The organism is Micromonospora sp. MW-13 (assembly GCF_003434305.1).
GTDB lineage: Bacteria > Actinomycetota > Actinomycetes > Mycobacteriales > Micromonosporaceae > Micromonospora.
In genome coordinates, this window is sequence record NZ_QKKX01000079.1 from 55,331 (window position 1) to 71,659 (window position 16,329).

Sequence of the window (16,329 nt, forward strand, 5' to 3'; positions counted from 1 at the left end):
TTGTGGCGCTCGCCGCGATCGCGATCACCTATGCCGTGCTGGCCGCGGCCGATCCGTCGCCGGCCGGCGCGGCTCTCGACACCACCCGCTCGGGGCAGTTGCTGTTTCTCGACGCAGGCGGCCGGGTCGCGGCCGTGCCGTCGGACGACCCGGGCGCAGCCCGCACCGTCGGCGATCTGAACTGCCGGCGTTTCCACTCCTCCGGCGGGACGGCGGTCTGCCTGGTGGCCGAGGTGCGCGGCGGCCTGCCCCGGACGAGCGCGCTGATTCTCGACAGCGAGCTGCGCGAGACGAACCGCCTCAACCTCGCAGGCGTCCCGAGCCGGGCCAGGGTCTCGCCCAGCGGCAGGATGGTGGCCTGGACGGTCTTCGTCACCGGCGAGTCCTACAACGCCACCGGCTTCTCCACCTGGACCGGGATCCTCGACACCAGGACCGGCTATCCGATCGTCAACATCGAGACGATCCCGCTCTACATCGACGGCAGGCGTCACCACGCCGCGGACGTGAACTTCTGGGGCGTCACGTTTGCCGCCGACGACAACCGCTTTTACGCGGCGGTCTCCACGCAGGGCCGGACCTACCTGGTCGAAGGTGACTACGCCAAGTGGGAGGCGCGGACGCTGCGGGACAATGTGGAATGCCCGTCGCTCTCGCCGGACGGGACCCGGCTCGCGTTCAAGAAGCGGGTCTCGCCGTCGGCCGCCGAGCCATGGCGGCTGCACGTGCTGGACCTGGTCACGATGCGCGAGACCCCGCTGGCGGAGACCGCCAGCGTTGACGACCAAGCGCAGTGGCTGTCCGACAGCGAGGTCGCCTACGCGAGACCCGGCGCAGCGGGCGGCTCGGACATCTGGGCCGTTCCCGCCGACGGCTCAGGAAGCCCCCGGCTGCTCATTCCCGCCGCGTCCTCACCCAGCATGCCGATCCGCGTCGACGGGCCGTAGGCCCCTACCGCCTCGCCCCGATCCCCGCCTCATCGATCGGGTGCTGTTGCGTTGTTCGATTGGTGGACATGCTGAGCTCGGTGGGGAGTTGCGGTCAGATCGCTTGGGCGAGTTCGGTGAACGCGGCGGCCAGCCGATGTACGGGTGGGGTGTCGGTGGCGAGTTCGTAGTGTCCGCGTCGTAGGTTCTGGATGAAGGCGTGGCCGGTGATGATCGTCTGGGCGGTGCGGTCGGTGCGGAGCCCGCGCATCGGTCTGAGCTGGTGCTTGAGCTGGCTGTGATCGGCCTGGATCAGATTGTTGGCGTACCGTTCGACGTGGTGCCACGCCGACGGGACCACGTCCTCGAGCATGCCGGGGTAGACCGGGGCGGCGTCGGTGCCCACCTCGGTCGGCGTGGCCTTCACCGTGGTCAGGGCTCGGTGGAAGAACCGCCGGGCCGCAGCGGTATCCCGACGGGTTGAGACGAGCACGTCGATGACCTGCCCGTACTGGTCGACGGCCCGGTACACGTACCGCCAGACCCCGTTGACCTTGACGTAGGTCTCGTCCACGAACCAGCGGTCAGCCGTTGAGTGGCGGGTGAAGCGGGCGGCGTCGGCCAGGAGCGGGATGAACCGCTGTACCCACCGGTAGACGGTGACGTGATCCACCTCCACGCCGCGTTCGACCAGCAGTTCCGCAACGTCCCGGTAGGAGAGGTTGAACCGCAGGTACCAGCGGACCGCCAGAACGATCACCTCGGACGGGAACCGGAACCCCGCGAACGCCGACGCGGGCGGAGACCAGGACCGGAGGCGAGACAGCGACCTCACCGGCCAAGCAGACCACCGGGCAAGCTGGAGCCGATCATGCTTCCGCCCAATGCAACAGAGCCCTGCGTTCTTGTCCCGGTCAGAGCCAGGCGACAGCCGCAGCAACGCGAACGCGTTCGTGATCCCCAGGTACGCCAGTCGGAACAGCATGAGACGGCATCATCGCGCAGTCACCAGCGACGATGAACATGGAGCCCACGGCGAACGAGACAAGCCCGACATCTCAGTGCCGGAAACCGCTCCTGAGAAGCGCGGACGTGCTTTTCGGCACCCGCAGGTCTGCCAGGCGTGAACGCGGTCGTCGGTCAGACCGGGCGGTTATGCCGCGTCGGCGTGTCCTTCGGTGGTGCGGTCGGTGACGATGCGGCGGAGTACGTCGAGGGCGTGTTCGGCCTCGTCGCGGCTGACGGGTGCGATGCGGGCGGTGATGTATTTGGTCAGGGCGTCGCGGATGATGTCGGATCGGCGGGTTGCGGCCTGGTCGGCGAGGCGTTCGAGTTGTTCGACGAGTGGGACGGGCAGGCGGATGCTGACCAGCATCATGGGTGTCTCGGGTGCGACGCCGGACGGTGGCGCTGCGGCCATGGACCTGATGACCGGTGCCAGGCTGTCGGTGTTTTGGAACCATGCGACGACCTCGTCTTTGGTCATCTGGTCGAAGTCCGGCTCGGTCACAGGACTCGCCTCCTCCACTCGTCGAGGTCTGCGCCAGGTAGGGCACGAGCCCCGATTATCTTGTATGTCTGGGTGGCGTCGATGCGGTCGCACAGCGCGGCGATGACTCGACCACTGTCGGCCATACCCATGACGATGAGCAGCAGATCCCCGAGGGCGCGCTCGTAGCGTAGGCCCGGCGGGGCGTAAAGCGCCTGGGTCGTCTCATCCACGCCGACGCCGTTGCGGCGAGCGTTGTCCAGGCCCGCGTCGGTCCACACGTACTCGCGTTCCGGCACCCCCTAACCGTAACACGTTGTAATACGCTGGAGTTGGCGGATGCGGACTGGGTCATCCGCTTCGATAGAGCGTGAAGGCCGCCGACACCGTCCCCGCCCATACCCGCGGCCACGACGCCGGCAAGAAGATTAACGGCCGGAAACGGTTCATCGTCACCGATACCCTCGGACTACCGGTCACCGTGTGGGTCCTCGCAGCGAGCTGGCAGGACCGCGACGGTGCCAAGGGCGCCCTGCTCGCCACGTACGCGGCGACCCCGATCCGGCACGTGTTCGCCGACTCCGGCTCGCCGGCCGCCTGGTCGACTGGGCCAAGAACGTGCCCACACCGTGGTGGAGATCGTGCGTAAGCCCACCGACCAGCGAGGGTTCGTCGTTCACCCCAGACGGTGGGTCGTCAAGCGCACCCTCGCCTGGTTGACCGCCCACCGCCGGCTGGCCCGCGACTACGAAACCCACACCGCCACCTCGGAAGCCATGATCCGCTGGGCCGCCATCGCCGGCATGCTCGGCCGCCTCACCCGAGGCGCACCCGCCACCCGACAACAACGCCGCACCTTCAACACACCCGACTGACAGACATGTGAAACGCCTTCTCAAGGACTCGCAACCGTGCACGAGGTCGTTAGTTCGCTTGATTGGCCCGACTCGTCCGGTTTCCACTAACTGCTCGTTACTGCTGGTAAGGCAGAAAGTATCAGCGAGCGCGCGGCGCGTCCGAGCCCCGCCACGTAGAAACTGGGTGGCTCATCGATGGGTGAACCGGCGAACCCCCTCCCAAAGGGGGAAGCGGCCATGCGCGCAACCTTCCTGGAGTTGTTCTTCGACGTAATATACGTCTTCGCGTTCACCCGAATCACGAGCCGATCGGTCGAGGTTCTCGCCGGCCCCAGCGCCGACTTCGTCGACTCGGCGGCGGCCAACGTGGCCAAAGGCGTGTTCGTCCTGCTTACCCTCTGGTTTCTCTGGCATCTCACCGTCTGGACCACGAGCCGGTACGACCCGAACTACCCGATGGTCCAGGCGGTAATCGTCCTCGCCCTGGTGTCGAGCATGGTAATGGGCGTGGCGGTGCCGGGTGCGTTCGGCAGCCGAGGACTGGCGTTCGCTATCGCCTACGTGGTCGCCCAGACGGGGCGGGTCCTGATTCTCATAATCGGCGACCGCGCTCCGGAACGTCGGCAACTCAAGCTGCGAGTGCTGATCACCTTCGGCGCCACCGGCATCCTGTGGATCGTCGGCGCGGCCCTGGAAGGCGGGTGGAGGGGCACGCTGTGGGGGCTGGCGCTGGGTGTCGAGCTGGTGATGGCAAGGGCCGGTTGGCCGATACCCGGGCTCGGCCGCTCCGACGTCAAGGCGATCACCATCGCGGGTGAGCACCTGGCCGACCGCTATCAGCAGCTGTTCTTCGTCGCGCTCGGTGAGATGGCCCTGTCCATGGGCCGCTCGTACAGCGAGGGTGACATCGACCCCAGTCACACCATCGCGTTCGCGGTGTCGCTGGCGATCTCTATCCTGATGTGGCGGATCTACGTCTACCGGGCCGGCCAGGTCCTGTTGGACACCGTCAGCATGAGCGTGCGCCCCGGGAGCGTCGTCTGGAAGACGGCCGATTCACACCTGGTCATGGTGGCCGGGGTCGTGACCACCGCGATCGGTCAGGACCTGGTCATCGACCACCCCTTCGACAGCAACCATCTGTCCTGGACTATCCTGATCCTCGGCGGGCCCGCGGTGTTCACCCTCGGCCGGGCACGCTTCGAGTACGAGGTCTTCAGCCGCGTATCCCCCTCCCGGTTCGCCGCGCTGGCCGTACTCGCCATGCTGGTTCCCGTGATGGTGCACCTGCCGCCCCTGGCAGCGCTACTCTCCGCCGCTGTCGTGCTCGCAGCCTCAGCGATAGTCGACGCCCGAAGGTCAGCGGGGAAGCCCCCGGAATCACCCTTCCCGCCGCCGGAACGCTTGTCGACGTAGCGGTCCGGGGCGAGCACCGGGGTGACGCCGCTGTTCACGGTGCCTGCCTACGAGGTCGCATCGTCGCGGTGCCCTCGGTCAGTCAGTCGCCTGGCGGCACCGTCGGTCGGCGGTGCCACCAGGGCAGACGGCAGTAGCGGGGGCGGTCTGTGGCTCTGGCTACGGGCAGCGCAGCGAGGGACGGGTCAACTCCCGCAACGAGGCTACCGACTGGGTCGTCGGTGCGGGCAAGTGGCGCAACCCCGACCAGGACCTCCCGCACGACTTCGAGGTCCACCGCGACGCCCACTACGCAGCCCTGTGCAAACCGCTCGACCCGACCGCGTTCATCGATCAGCTGCGCGAGGAGATGCGCGACGAGCTGGCCGCGCTCGATACCGGCGTGCCGAAGCTGGCCTGGCTGGAGATCGCCGATCGGGGCAAGAACGGCGCGATCAAGCTGACCGACCTGGACGCCGCGCCGGAGCCGCGGAACCTGCGCCGGCTCAAGAACGAGGTCCGGACCCGGTGGGGCACCGTTCCGCTGATCGACATGCTCAAGGAGGCGGTGCTGCGCACCGGGTGCCTCGCCGGCGTCACCGGCACAGCCGGCTGCGGTGATCTCGCCCCGGAGGTCCTGGCCGAGCGGCTGCTGCTGGCCATTTACGCGTACGGCACGAACACCGGGATCCGGGCGATCGCCGGGAACGCGGTGCTCGGGCACAGCGAGGACGACATCCGCTTCGTGCGGCGCCGGTACCTGACCGCCGGGGTCGCCCGCACGATCGCGACCGAGACCGCCAACGCCACGTTCGCGGCCCGGGCGCAGACCGTCTGGGGCGCCGGGTCCAGCGCGGCCGCGTCGGACTCGACGCACTTCGGCGCGTTCGATCAGAACATCTTCACCGAGTGGCCCTCCCGCTACGGCGGCCGCGGCGTGCTCATCTACTGGCACGTCGAGCGCAAGAGCATGGCCATCCACTCCCAGCTCATCTCCTGCACCGCGTCCGAAGTCGCCGCGATGGTCGAGTGCGCGATGAGGCACGGCACCACCATGGAGGTCGAGGGCAACTACGTCGACTCCCACGGCCAGTCCGAGGTCGGCTTCGGCATCACCCGGCTGCTCGGCTTCGACCTGCTCCCCAGGATCAAGCGGATCAACAAGGTCCGGCTCTACCGGCCGGCCGCTGGCGAATCCGACGCGTACCCGCGGCTCGCTCCGGCGCTGTCGCGGCCGATCCGGTGGGACATCATCGCCGAGCAGTACGACCAAATGATCAAGTATGCGACCGCGATCCGGGCCGGCACCGCGAGCACCGAGGCGGAACACCAGCTATCTGGATCACGCGTTGGCCACCTTGCGGGAACAGGGCTACCCGGTGCGCGACGCCGACGCGGCCCGCTTGTCCGTCTACCAGCATTCACACCTCAACGTCCACGGCCACTATTCGTTCCTGCTGCCTGACCTCGCCGGCGGGCTCCGTCCGTTGCGCAACCCCGACGAGGCACCGCACGAGTAGCGTGCCGACACGGTCCGTAGGGGCCTGGTCCTAGATCCGTACCGCGTACGCGGATCTGCGCGGCCTTCCTGGTGGCGCTGTCCACCGGTTGTCGCTGAGCGACTGGCCGCAGTCATGGGTAGTCGGGCAGGTCGGTGTCGGTGGCTAGGCTTTTGGTACCGCTGAGGAGCATCCGCTGCACCACGCTGGCGGCCATGAGCCGGTTGCGTAGCGCTAGGCCGCGCCGAGTGGCGGGGGCGAGGAACTTGCCGGGGTTGGCGCCTTTCTGCCAGCGTCCGGCGTACGCCCGCATGCGCTGTTCGTAGGCGGTGAAGGCGGCCCGGTGGTCGGCCTCGGCGTTGGCGAGCTCGCCGGCGAGGACGTGGGCGCCGACAAGGCCGGTACCGACGCCCATGCCGCCGAGCGTGACACCCCAGGCGGCGTCGCCGAGCAGGGCGATCCGGCCGCGCGTCCAGTCCGGAGCGTTGATCTTGGCGATGGCGTCGAAGTACAGGTCGGGGGCATCGGTGAGGGTGTCCAGCAGGGCGGGCACGTGCCAGGGCAGGTCGGCGAAGGTGTGCGTGATCAGCTTCTTCTGTGCGTCCTGGTCGTGCCAGTCGACGGCAGAGTCGGTGGAGCGGAACACCACCATGGCCGTGGCCCGTACCGAATCTCGGGGGTCCGGGCCGATGCTCGCCATTCGGCCGGGCACGTTGAAGTAGCGGCTGGAGCCGTGGAAGCCGAAGGTGTTGGGTAGGTCCCAGCCGGCGATGTGGTAGCCGAGCGGCCGGAGGAATCGGTGCTCGTCGCCGAACGTCAGCCGGCGGACCGTTGAGTGCATGCCGTCGGCCCCGATGGCGAGGTCGAAGACCCGGGTGTCGGAGTCGCGGAACTCGACCTGCACGTCGGTCCCGGTGTCGTGCAGGCCGGTGATGGTGTCGCCGAACAGGTACTCGACTCGGTCGGCGCCGCGGTCGTGGAGTAGGCGTGACAGGTCGCGGCGGGCCACCTCCAATTCGCCGCCGGTGAACTCGGCGGGCAGCGTGAAGATCTCCCGGCCGTGCTCGTCGACGCAGGTCATGGCGCTGCCATGGGTTTGCCGGGCGCGCAGGTCGTCGAGCACGCCAAGGCGTTGCAGCACCGCGGTGTGGGTGGGTCCGCGGAAGTCGACGGCGAAGCCGCTGCCGCGCAGTCGGGGCGCGATCTCGACGACGGTGACTCGGGCGCCTTGCTCGGCGAGGCGCAGGGCGAGGGCGGGCCCGGCCACCCCCGCTCCACTGATCAGGACTCGAAGGGCTGCAAGAGGGGCCGTAGGCATGACGCATCTCCAACTGTGTCCGACGGATACAGAGTATGGTAGACACAGTTTCGAGTGAAGGGCAATCATGCGAGATCTGGTGACGCTGCTGTGGAAGCCGCCGACGCCACCTCGGCGCGGGCCGCGACCGACCCTGACGCTGGAGTCGATCACCCGCGCCGGGATCGCGGCCGCCGACGCAAACGGGCTGACCGGGGTCACGATGCACCGCGTCGCCGAGGCCGTCGGCGTGACGAAGATGGCGCTGTACCGGTACGTCCCCGGCAAGGCGGAACTGGTCGCCCTGATGCTCGACTGCGCCATCGGCGCGCCGCCCGATCCGCGCCCCGGAGCCTCCTGGCGGGAGACGCTCGACGCTTGGGCGCGCGGGCTCTACGCCGGGTTCTGTGCGCACCCGTGGGCGCTGGAGGTTGCAGTGGGTGATCGGGTGATCGGTCCGAACGAGCTGACCTGGCTGGAGCACGCGGTCACCGCACTGACCGGATCCGGGCTGGACGGCGGCGAGATGCTCGACGTGGCGGTGCTGCTGACCGGCCACGTCCGCAACCTGGCCCAGCAGGTCACCGCAATATCCTCGGCGCCGAATCCGGAGCGTGCGATGAGCTCGTCACTGCACCTCGTCCTCGCCGGCCGGGAGGACCGGTTCCCCGCCGTGACCGCGGCGATGGCGTCAGCCAAGGCGGTGGAGGGCCAGGACCAGGCGCTCAACTTCGGGCTCGCCCGCATTCTGGACGGAGTGGGCACGCTGATCGACGCACGAAAAGACCGCGTTCTCGGTCCGCCCGACCTGCGGCTGTAGACAGCGAAAGCAGGGCTGCGTGAGAGCCTCGGACACACCGAAGTGTCCGAGCCGGAATCGGGCCGCATTCTTCCGCGATCCGTGTGTCTGCCCGCTGCGGTCAAGCATCGCCGTCCGGGCGGCGCGCGTCAGCGGGGCGCGGTGTCGAGGGCGCGGCTGAGTGTCCAGCGGGAGACGCGCAGCTTGGCGGCGACGGCGGTTCGGGTTGTCCGGCGCTGAGCAGGATGCGGGCGTCGGTGATCTGTTCGGGGGCCAGGGCGCGGGGGCGGCCGCCGATGCGGCCTCGGGCGCGGGCGGCGTCAAGGCCTTCGCGGGTGCCTTTGATGATCTGCTGGCGCTGGAACTTGGCGATCGCGGCGAAAACGGTGAAGATCAGTTCGCCGCACATGTCGTCGCTATCTTGATCTTTAACCTGCTGGACGGCGGCATCGACCCCGGCTGATCATGGGGGCAGCCCTTGATCGATCATTCCTCTTGTCTAGGGAAGAAGATCGCAAACCAAGGGCTGTCTGGTGATCAGTGTGCACGATGCCGGGTCGACCGATGAGGTCGGGCGGCTGGCCGCGTTCCGGCGTGAGTTCCACCGTTGTCTGACCGCTCGTGGGGATGCGTTGTTCGAGCTGGCCGACGCGTTGTTGTGCGCCGACGGGCCGGTGCGGTCGCTGGTGGAGTTGTCGCTGGTAGGTGAGCACCGCCGCGGTCACGGTTCGCTGTATGCGGCGTTGAACCGGGGCCGGATCGACGTCGAGCGGTTGCGGACCGCGGTGGCGGCGGTGCCGTTGCCGCGGGCCGCGGACGGGCGGATCGTCCTGGCGGTGGACGTGACGTGTTGGCTGCGGCCGGAGGCGCACACCTGCCCGGAGCGGGTGCTGTGTCACACCTGCGGGCGCGGCAAGGACACCCACATCGGGGTTCCGGGCTGGCCGTACTCGTTCGTCACTGCCTTGGAGACCGGACGCACCTCGTGGACCGCGCCGTTGGACGCCCGCCGGCTGGCGCCCGGCGACGACGCCGCCACGGTCACCGCCGGCCAGTTACGGGACGTGGCGCAGCGGCTGATCGCTGCCGGACAGTGGCAGCCCGGTGATCCGGACATGTGGATCGTCGCGGACGGGAGCAGGCCGCAGGACGGCGGCGCGCCAACGGACGCCCACCGGTCGGGGTCGAGGCCAAGACCAAGGTCGTGAGGCAGCAGGCCCGGCTGGCCAGAGCGCGGGCCGCGTTGCACCGTGCGCTCAACCCCCAGCCGACCCCATCCGCGGCGGCCAGGGCCTCGCTCACCGATCCGGCGTCGCGGCTCATGCTCGGTAAGCACGGCGGATACGTGCAGGGCTACAACGTGCAGATCGCCAGCGCCCGCAACCAGGTCCTCCTCGCGATCGAGCTGCACGACAACCCGTCCGACATCACCGCCCTGATCCCAGCTATCCGGCGTGCTCAGCACAACTGTGTAGCGGCAGGGCTCACCGGCGACGTCCGGGCGTGGCTGGCCGACAGCGGCTACGCCAGCACCGCGAACTTCGCGGCCCTGGCCGATCTGCCGCTGCTCGTGTCGATCACCAAGGAGTACGACCAGATCCACGCCCTAACATCACCCGGTCGCATCGTCCCCGCCGGCCACCACGACATGGCCGTCCGCCTGGCATCCACCGACGGCAAGCAGCTCTACGCCCGCCGCGGCGCCCTCGTCGAACCCGGCTTCGCCCAGCTGTTCCAGCGCTTCGGACGCCGCCTACAGCGCCGCGGCACCGCCACCGTCGACGCCGAGATCAAACTACTCGGCACGGTGCACAACCTGACCAAGATCTTCCATCACGACGCCAGGCGGAAGCCCTCTTGACACCTGAAGATCGAAAGCTGTGCGACAGCCTCCCGGCTGCCCCGCCGCCGCACCGAGACCGAGCCGACCAGGCCCTGGACGACCGCCCGGACACCCCAACCGCCACCGAGCCGCCCGCCACGACGGTTACATCGTCACCGCCGCTACCAGCACAAAGCCGAAAGGCAGCACGAAGAAAACGAAGACTTCGAATAACCCGAGGCCACGCCGCACAGGTTAAAGATCAAGCTAGGTGCGGGTACTCAGCACCGGATCGGCGCGCGGGCTCAGGCCCGGCCCGCCGGGACCCGCCGAGAATGCTGGTATGACCGAGACGCTGCGTCGATACTCCGAGCCGTCCACGGTGGCGTCGCTTGGGCTGACCGTCGGCGAACGCTGGCGTCGGACCCGCCTGTCGCTCTCCGGCCGGGTACGTGGCGCGGCGTTCCGGCTCGCCCGGCGCCATCCGGCTGGCTGGCGATGGTTGGCCGGCTGGTACCACCCGGTGTTCGACCGGCTGGCGGCGGCGAACGCGGATGCGGTTTGTGCGCTCGCCGCGCTGGACGTTCCGGCGTACCGCGACTTCCTGCGGGCCCGGCCGTCCGCCGTCCGCCGTCGACTCGCCGACTTCCCGGAGACCGACAAGGAGAATTACGTAGTTCCCTACGCCGCCGCCCGGCGCTGCTGGGGTGGCCGACTGCCGGTCCGGGGCGTGGTGGTCGACGAATCGGCCGGCTCATCGGGCCGGCCGTTCAACTGGCCGCGGGGCGAGCGGGAACTGCGCGTGGTGCACCACGACATCGCCGGCTACACCAGCCTGGTCTTTCCGATGCGTCGGCCGTTCGTCATCAACGCCTACTCGATGGGTGCCTGGGCGACCGGGACGACCACCGGCACCGCGATGGCCCGGATCGCGGTGGTGAAGAACACCGGCCCCGACCTCGGCAAGATCATCGACACCCTTCACGAGTTCGGTCCGGACTTCGACTACCTGGTGACCGCCTACCCGCCGTTCCTGAAGCATCTGCGGGACCGGCTCGACGCCGACGGCTTCCCCTGGTCGCGCTACCGCATCTCCGCCAGCTGCGGGGGAGAGGGGATGACCGAGGCGTTGCGTGGATACCTTGAGGAGCGGTTCCGCCGGGTACGGTCGGCGTACGGCGCCTCGGACCTGACCATCGGGGTCGGCGCGGAGACCCGGTTCACGGTGTGGCTGCGGCGACGCCTGTGGACCGATCCGGAAGTGCGGGCGGCGCTGCTCGGCGTGGACGAGCAGCGACTGCCGATGGTGTTCCAGTACAACCCGCTGGCCACCTACCTGGAGACCAACGAGCGGCGGGAGCTGCTCTGCACGGTGACCAGCCTGGACGTGCTCCAGCCGCGGTTGCGGTACAACGTCGGCGACGAGGCGGTGCTCCTGCCGTACCCGAGGATCGTCGAGGTGCTTCGTGGCGCCCCGGACCGGTGGGCCGAGTGCCGTGCGGCGCTGGCCAGCGAGCGGATGACCCTTCCGGTGCTGCTGCTGTTCGGCCGGCGCGACTCGACGGTGTCGTACCTTGGCGCCAACCTCTATCCGCAGGACGTCGAGTACGGCCTGTACGCGGGGAACCCGTACGCCGCCGAGATCAGCCGGTTCTGTCTCGCGCTGGCCGAGGACGAGGCGCTGGAGACCCGGCCGGTGGTTCACATCGAGCTGCGCCGTTCGCTGGCCGAACCGGTCCGCGACGCCCTCGCCGCAGCCTGCCGGACCGGGGTGCGACGACACCTAGCCGCGGTCTCCCGCGACTTCGCGCAGTCGTTGACCGAGGACCCGACCGCCGGCGAGCTGCGCGTCGAACTGCATGAGGCGGGGACCGGCCCGTTCGCCGGGCAGCAGAAGATCAAGAACGTCTACCTGGTGGGGTGAGGAATGCGTACCCGTGAGTTCTCCCGGGCCCCGGTGCAGGCCCGGGCCGGCGCGATGTTCATCGGCGCGACCCGCTACCGCGGTCCACTGGCCATCCTGCGGCTCTGGCCGGTCTGGTGCCGGATGCTCCGCGATCTGCGGCGGATGTCCGGGTACCGCTGGCACACCGTCTACTGGGAATTTCCGTTCACCCTCGGCACCATCGCGTTCTTCGCCGACCGGGACGCGATGCTGCGGTTCGCCCGGTCCCGGCACCACCGCAGGCTGATGATCTGGGTCACCGACGGAAACCGGCACGCGACCGGCGGCTACATCAGGCTCTACACGGCCGAGCCCGACGGCTACTCCAACGGCGTGTGGCGGGCCGAGTCGCCCGAGATGGCGCACATCTCGACCTTCACCCCGCTGGCGACGGAGCCGACCGGGCCGGCGGTGCGGCAGTGACCGCCGGTGTGGCGACCAGGCTGGAACGCGTCACTGACCGGCGCGGCCTACGTGACTTCCTCGCGCTCACCGACCGGGTGTACGCGGACGAGCCGCGCTTCGTGCCGCCGGTGCGCCAGCAGGTCCGACGCTGGTGGCGCGACCGCGTGCCGATGTACGTGCTCCGGGACGGCGCCACCGGGGCCGTGGTGGGACGGACCACGCTGCACACCGACGCTGCCTTCGACACCAGGCTCGGTCGGCGGTGCCAGCTGTTCGGGCTGACCGAGTTCACCGAGCCGGCGGCCAGGCCGCTGTTCGAGGCGATCACCGCGGCTGGCCGGGCCGCCGGCGACCGGGACGCGCTGTTCGGTCCGGTGGCGTTGCTGCCCAACCAGGCCGGCGGGGTCATCACCTCCGGGTATGCCGACCGGGGCTTCATCGACAGCGCCTACAACCCGCCGAGGTACGTGGCCGCCTACGAGTCGTACGGCTTCCGCCGGCGGTTCGAGTCGGACACCTGGATCTGCCCGGTCACCCCGGAGCCGGCCGGAGTCGACCGGACCCGGCCCGCCGGCGATCCGTGGCCGCCCGGGGAGGAGCTACGGTTGCACCGGGGCGACGTCCGCCGGCTGGACGAGCAGCTCGACCTGCTGCGGGAACTGCTGAACGCGTCGCTCGCCCAGCTCGGCTACTACACCGAGATCTCCGCCGGGCAGCTACGCCGGCAGACCGACGGGCTGGCGTATCTGCTGGACGAGTCGTTGCTGCTCTACCTGACCCGGGCGGGGCGGCCGGTGGCGTTCGTGCTGTGTGTACCGGACATCAGCGAGTTCGTTGTCCGGGTCCGAGGCGACCTCAACCTGGTCAACCAGCTCCGGTTGCTGGCGACCCGGCGGCGGTACCGGCGGGAGGCGGTGCTGATCATCAAGGGTGTGCTGCCGGAGCACCAGGGGCGCGGATACCAGCGGCTGCTCTCCGCCGAGCTGCGCCGGAACCTGCGTGCCGGCGGCTACACCACCCTGCGCAGCACGTACGTCGGACGGGACAACCCGGCGTCGGCCGCGCAGTTCCGGGCATTGGGGGGCCGGCCGTCGCACGGGTACACCTTCTACGAGAAGACGCTGTAGGTGGACTTCGCGGCGTTTCGCGTGCTGGAGCCGCTCTGCTGGCGGGCGCCGAGCGCGCACAACACCCAGCCGTGGCGGCTCGGCTACCAGGCCGGGGCGATCCGGGTGCGGTGGGACCCGGCGGATGCCCTGCCGGCGGCCGACCCCTCCGCCCGGGACCTGTGGCTGTCCCTGGGCGCGTTCGTCGAGACCTGTCTGGTCGTCGCGGCCGACGCCGGGCTGATGATCGAGTTCGTCCCGGACCACCACACCGGGGACCGTCGGGTCGGCTGGCTGCGGCCGTCCCGGCGCCCGTACGTCACTCCGTTCGACGCGGCGCAGGTGCTGACCCGCCGTACCCATCGGGGCCGGTTCTCGGCCGGCCCGGAGGACGAGGTGATCGCGGCCGTCGACGCCGTCGCGCGGGAGGCGGGCGGTACGGTTCGGGTGGTGCCCGACGCCGACCTGCTGGCGCGGCTGCTCCGGGTCGCCGACCGGCAGCTGTACGCGGATCCGGCGGTGGTCGGCGAGTTGCGGTCGTGGCTGCGGCTCACACCGGTTCACCCGGACTACCACGCCGACGGGCTCACCGACCGTTGCCTGGGCCTGTCCCGTGGCGAGGCGGCCGGACTGCGGGCGGCGCTGGCGGCGTACCCGGTGTTGCGCCGGATGGGGTTGCCCCGGCTGCTCGCGGCGGCCGCTGGCAATCCGCTTGCGCTCGGTGGTGCCGTGATCGTGCTGGTCGGTCCGTCCGGAATAGACAGCGCGGCGCGGGTCGGGTTCGGCCGGGTGTTGATGCGTACCTGGCTGGCCCTGCACGCGGCCGGGTTGGCGGTGCATCCGCTGAGTCAGCTCATCGACGCGCCGGCCGCCCGCGCCGCGCTGGGTTCGTTGCTGAGCGTGACGCCGGAGCGCCTGCTCCACGTCGCCAGGGTCGGCCGGCCGGCCGGTCCGGCGACGCGCTCGGCCCGCCGGGCCGGCGGCATCGGGTACGCCGGCGCCGGAATGCGTCGCTCAGCGGTCGAGGGGCCGCGAGAGGTTGGTCAGGCTGGTGATCAGCGCGCCGAGATAGGTGAGGATGCGGCCGGCCCACTTGACGACGGTGGTCGCGATCTGCGAGGCGATCGCCGGGATCGTCACCACGAAGATCGTTTTGGCCATCAGGGTCGGCGATGAGGTCCCCGACGATGTCCCGGGTGAATGACACCAGGTTTCCGGCAGCCTGGGTGGCCGTTGCCATCGCCGCCGAGGTTCCGCTGAGTCCGCCCAACGCGATGACGTTGCAGGCCATCATGCTCCGGTACTCCTCGGCGGCGTCTCTTCCCCAGCCGACCAAATCTCCGGCGATCTGTTAGCAGAGATCCTCGACGGTCAGTTGCAGCGGCGCCAGCTTCGGACCACGGCCATCACCCATACCGCCAATCTATCCACGAATTAGCGACTCAGGACACTGGAGCGCCGTGCGGAGTTTGCTGACCTCGCGCACGCAGGCCGCCCTGATCGACGTGGCCGGGGCCCGGAGCGGTCACGGTCGCCGCGATCGCGGACTGGGCTCGGGATCTGAACCGGTCGGCGTGGGCCAGGCTCGGGTTCAGCGACCGGCTCCCGGCCGCGAGCACGTTATGGCGGCCGCTGGTTCGGGTCGACGCCGAGGCGCTGTCGATGGTGCTGACCGGCTGGCTACGCTCGCGGATCACCGTCACGCCGGCGCAGGATCGTCGGCCGAGGTTGGTGATCGCCGTCGACGGCAAGGCCTTGCGCGGGGCGCGGCTGCCCGATGGCGGACAGGTACACCTGCTGTCCGCGTACGACACCAGCGCCGGTCTGGTCCTGGCACAGGTGCGGATCGCGGCGAAGTCTCAACGAGATCCCCGCGCTCACACCGCTGCTGGACCGGGTCCAGGCTCAGCTCGGTGACCTGATCGGGACGGTGATCGTCGCTGATGCGTTGCACGCCCAGACCGCTCACGCCCGCGACGTCGCCGCCCGCGGCGCGCACCTGATGGTCACCGTGAAGGCGAACCAGCCAACCCTGCACGCCCACCTCAAAGGACTGCCCAGGGCCGAGGTCCCAGTCGGGCACCGTCACCGCGACACCGGGCACGGCCGGCGGGAGACCCGCACCGTCAAAGCGTTGACCGTCCTCACTCCGGGCGGGCTCGGCTTCCCACATGCCGAACAGGCCGTACGGATCAGTCGCCGAGCGCCATGTGGCGCCCGAACGGGATGACCTCGTCCGGCCCGGCCAACCCGTCGACGACATCACCACCCTGGCCGACACGCCCACTTCCGGCTGCGGCTGCCAGCCGCTGATCAAGCGATGTAGTCCTCGGTGCCAGTCAGCCGCAGGGCCCGCCTGTCGTGCTCCCGGCACAGGTCGATGTCCTCGCCGGCGATCCACCGGTCCCCGAAGATGACCCCGGACCGCGCCACCTGCCAGGTCGCCACTGCGGGCTGCGGGCATCCGGCAATATCACAGACGGTTTCGGACCCGGGCCCGCGGCCGGCGGCGAGAGTGATGAACCGGAACGGGCGGCATATGCGGCGGCACCTCCGAGATCCGACGACCGAGCCTTCGAGGATACGAGCCGGCCTCGTGATCTTGCCACCGTCTTTTCGCTGCTCAGAGCACGTTGGCGACCATCACTGTCCGCCTGGGGAAGCGTCAACCGCCATCGGAGTGTCAGCGGTCAGTTGGAATTCCCCAAGGACGGCCATCTGTTATGTGACGCTCCGCGATCGCGGCGGCAAGCTGTCGCGTTGACGTCGCGGTCGCGTTCGGGGTTTCA

Annotated in this window: 16 protein-coding genes and 3 pseudogenes; 13 read left to right on the plus strand and 6 right to left on the minus strand. The window is 69.6% G+C overall.

Features of this window, described 5'->3' with window-relative positions; translation table 11 throughout:
• Positions 1-2: 2 nt before the first annotated feature.
• Complete coding sequence (locus C5N14_RS29220) at positions 3-947, plus strand: hypothetical protein (RefSeq protein WP_243640186.1); 945 nt, start codon at positions 3-5, stop codon at positions 945-947.
• Positions 948-1,041: 94 nt separating this feature from the next.
• Here C5N14_RS29220 and C5N14_RS29225 read toward each other — a convergent pair whose 3' ends face one another.
• From C5N14_RS29225 to C5N14_RS29235, 3 genes are all read right to left on the minus strand, one after another.
• Positions 1,042-1,752, minus strand: a complete 711-nt coding sequence (locus C5N14_RS29225; RefSeq protein ID WP_117672836.1) for an IS6 family transposase — start codon at positions 1,750-1,752, stop codon at positions 1,042-1,044.
• A gap of 327 nt (positions 1,753-2,079) precedes the next feature.
• Positions 2,080-2,436: a ribbon-helix-helix domain-containing protein gene (locus C5N14_RS29230; RefSeq protein ID WP_117672800.1), complete on the minus strand. Its 357-nt coding sequence runs from the start codon at positions 2,434-2,436 to the stop codon at positions 2,080-2,082.
• Entirely contained in the window at positions 2,433-2,714 is a 282-nt protein-coding gene (locus tag C5N14_RS29235; protein WP_117672802.1) for a hypothetical protein, read from the minus strand. The genes C5N14_RS29230 and C5N14_RS29235 overlap by 4 nt, the downstream gene beginning before the upstream one ends.
• A 68-nt stretch (positions 2,715-2,782) precedes the next feature.
• Between C5N14_RS29235 and C5N14_RS33595 the strand changes: the two are divergent.
• From C5N14_RS33595 to C5N14_RS33605, 4 genes and pseudogenes are all read left to right on the plus strand, one after another.
• Positions 2,783-3,290 (plus strand): annotated as a pseudogene (locus C5N14_RS33595) (transposase); the annotation flags it as partial.
• 219 nt (positions 3,291-3,509) lie between these two features.
• On the plus strand, positions 3,510-4,688 hold the full coding sequence (locus C5N14_RS29250) for a low temperature requirement protein A (RefSeq protein ID WP_243640187.1): 1,179 nt from the start codon (positions 3,510-3,512) through the stop codon (positions 4,686-4,688).
• 532 nt (positions 4,689-5,220) lie between these two features.
• Positions 5,221-5,976, plus strand: a pseudogene (locus C5N14_RS33600) (Tn3 family transposase); the annotation flags it as partial.
• Positions 5,951-6,187 carry a transposase gene (locus C5N14_RS33605; RefSeq protein WP_243640189.1) on the plus strand — a complete coding sequence of 79 codons (237 nt, stop codon included), beginning with the start codon at positions 5,951-5,953 and terminating at the stop codon, positions 6,185-6,187. The pseudogene C5N14_RS33600 and the gene C5N14_RS33605, both read left to right, overlap by 26 nt.
• Positions 6,188-6,299: 112 nt before the next feature.
• On the opposite strand, the gene C5N14_RS29260 is transcribed toward C5N14_RS33605, so the two are convergent.
• Positions 6,300-7,484: an FAD-dependent monooxygenase gene (locus C5N14_RS29260; protein WP_117672812.1), complete on the minus strand. Its 1,185-nt coding sequence runs from the start codon at positions 7,482-7,484 to the stop codon at positions 6,300-6,302.
• Positions 7,485-7,551: 67 nt separating this feature from the next.
• On the opposite strand from C5N14_RS29260, the gene C5N14_RS29265 reads away from it, so the two are divergent.
• Positions 7,552-8,283, plus strand: a complete 732-nt coding sequence (locus C5N14_RS29265; RefSeq protein WP_117672814.1) for a TetR/AcrR family transcriptional regulator — start codon at positions 7,552-7,554, stop codon at positions 8,281-8,283.
• Between the two features lie 100 nt (positions 8,284-8,383).
• Here C5N14_RS29265 and C5N14_RS29270 read toward each other — a convergent pair whose 3' ends face one another.
• Positions 8,384-8,671 carry a recombinase family protein gene (locus tag C5N14_RS29270; protein ID WP_117672816.1) on the minus strand — a complete coding sequence of 96 codons (288 nt, stop codon included), beginning with the start codon at positions 8,669-8,671 and terminating at the stop codon, positions 8,384-8,386.
• Between the two features lie 124 nt (positions 8,672-8,795).
• Between C5N14_RS29270 and C5N14_RS29275 the strand changes: the two are divergent.
• The 7 genes and pseudogenes from C5N14_RS29275 to C5N14_RS32775 form a co-directional block, all read left to right on the plus strand.
• Positions 8,796-9,395, plus strand: a pseudogene (locus C5N14_RS29275) (transposase); the annotation flags it as partial.
• Positions 9,396-9,466: 71 nt separating this feature from the next.
• Positions 9,467-10,123 carry a transposase gene (locus C5N14_RS29280; protein WP_117672818.1) on the plus strand — a complete coding sequence of 219 codons (657 nt, stop codon included), beginning with the start codon at positions 9,467-9,469 and terminating at the stop codon, positions 10,121-10,123.
• 304 nt (positions 10,124-10,427) lie between these two features.
• Positions 10,428-12,008, plus strand: coding sequence for a phenylacetate--CoA ligase family protein (locus C5N14_RS29290; RefSeq protein WP_243640194.1), 1,581 nt, complete (start codon positions 10,428-10,430; stop codon positions 12,006-12,008).
• Positions 12,009-12,011: 3 nt separating this feature from the next.
• Positions 12,012-12,452 carry a DUF4188 domain-containing protein gene (locus C5N14_RS29295; protein WP_117672820.1) on the plus strand — a complete coding sequence of 147 codons (441 nt, stop codon included), beginning with the start codon at positions 12,012-12,014 and terminating at the stop codon, positions 12,450-12,452.
• On the plus strand, positions 12,449-13,561 hold the full coding sequence (locus C5N14_RS29300) for a GNAT family N-acetyltransferase (protein WP_243640196.1): 1,113 nt from the start codon (positions 12,449-12,451) through the stop codon (positions 13,559-13,561). Before C5N14_RS29295 ends, C5N14_RS29300 begins: the two co-directional genes overlap by 4 nt.
• The gene (locus C5N14_RS29305) at positions 13,562-14,716 is read left to right on the plus strand and encodes a nitroreductase (protein ID WP_243640197.1); all 1,155 of its coding nucleotides are present in this window, start codon (positions 13,562-13,564) and stop codon (positions 14,714-14,716) included.
• A 486-nt stretch (positions 14,717-15,202) separates the two neighbouring features.
• Complete coding sequence (locus tag C5N14_RS32775; protein WP_207892919.1) at positions 15,203-15,457, plus strand: hypothetical protein; 255 nt, start codon at positions 15,203-15,205, stop codon at positions 15,455-15,457.
• 396 nt (positions 15,458-15,853) lie between these two features.
• On the opposite strand, the gene C5N14_RS33875 is transcribed toward C5N14_RS32775, so the two are convergent.
• The gene (locus tag C5N14_RS33875) at positions 15,854-15,988 is read right to left on the minus strand and encodes a hypothetical protein (protein WP_256371568.1); all 135 of its coding nucleotides are present in this window, start codon (positions 15,986-15,988) and stop codon (positions 15,854-15,856) included.
• Between the last annotated feature and the right edge of the window lie 341 nt (positions 15,989-16,329).

Coding starts and splice junctions, on each gene's coding strand:
- C5N14_RS29265 (WP_117672814.1), top strand. CDS start 7,552: ATGCGAGATCTGGTGACGCTGCTGTGGAAGCCGCCGACGCCACCTCGG.
- C5N14_RS29295 (WP_117672820.1), top strand. CDS start 12,012: ATGCGTACCCGTGAGTTCTCCCGGGCCCCGGTGCAGGCCCGGGCCGGC.
- C5N14_RS29290 (WP_243640194.1), top strand. CDS start 10,428: ATGACCGAGACGCTGCGTCGATACTCCGAGCCGTCCACGGTGGCGTCG.
- C5N14_RS29270 (WP_117672816.1), bottom strand. CDS start 8,671: ATGTGCGGCGAACTGATCTTCACCGTTTTCGCCGCGATCGCCAAGTTC.
- C5N14_RS29250 (WP_243640187.1), top strand. CDS start 3,510: ATGCGCGCAACCTTCCTGGAGTTGTTCTTCGACGTAATATACGTCTTC.
- C5N14_RS29260 (WP_117672812.1), bottom strand. CDS start 7,484: ATGCCTACGGCCCCTCTTGCAGCCCTTCGAGTCCTGATCAGTGGAGCG.
- C5N14_RS33605 (WP_243640189.1), top strand. CDS start 5,951: ATGCGACCGCGATCCGGGCCGGCACCGCGAGCACCGAGGCGGAACACC.
- C5N14_RS32775 (WP_207892919.1), top strand. CDS start 15,203: ATGGTGCTGACCGGCTGGCTACGCTCGCGGATCACCGTCACGCCGGCG.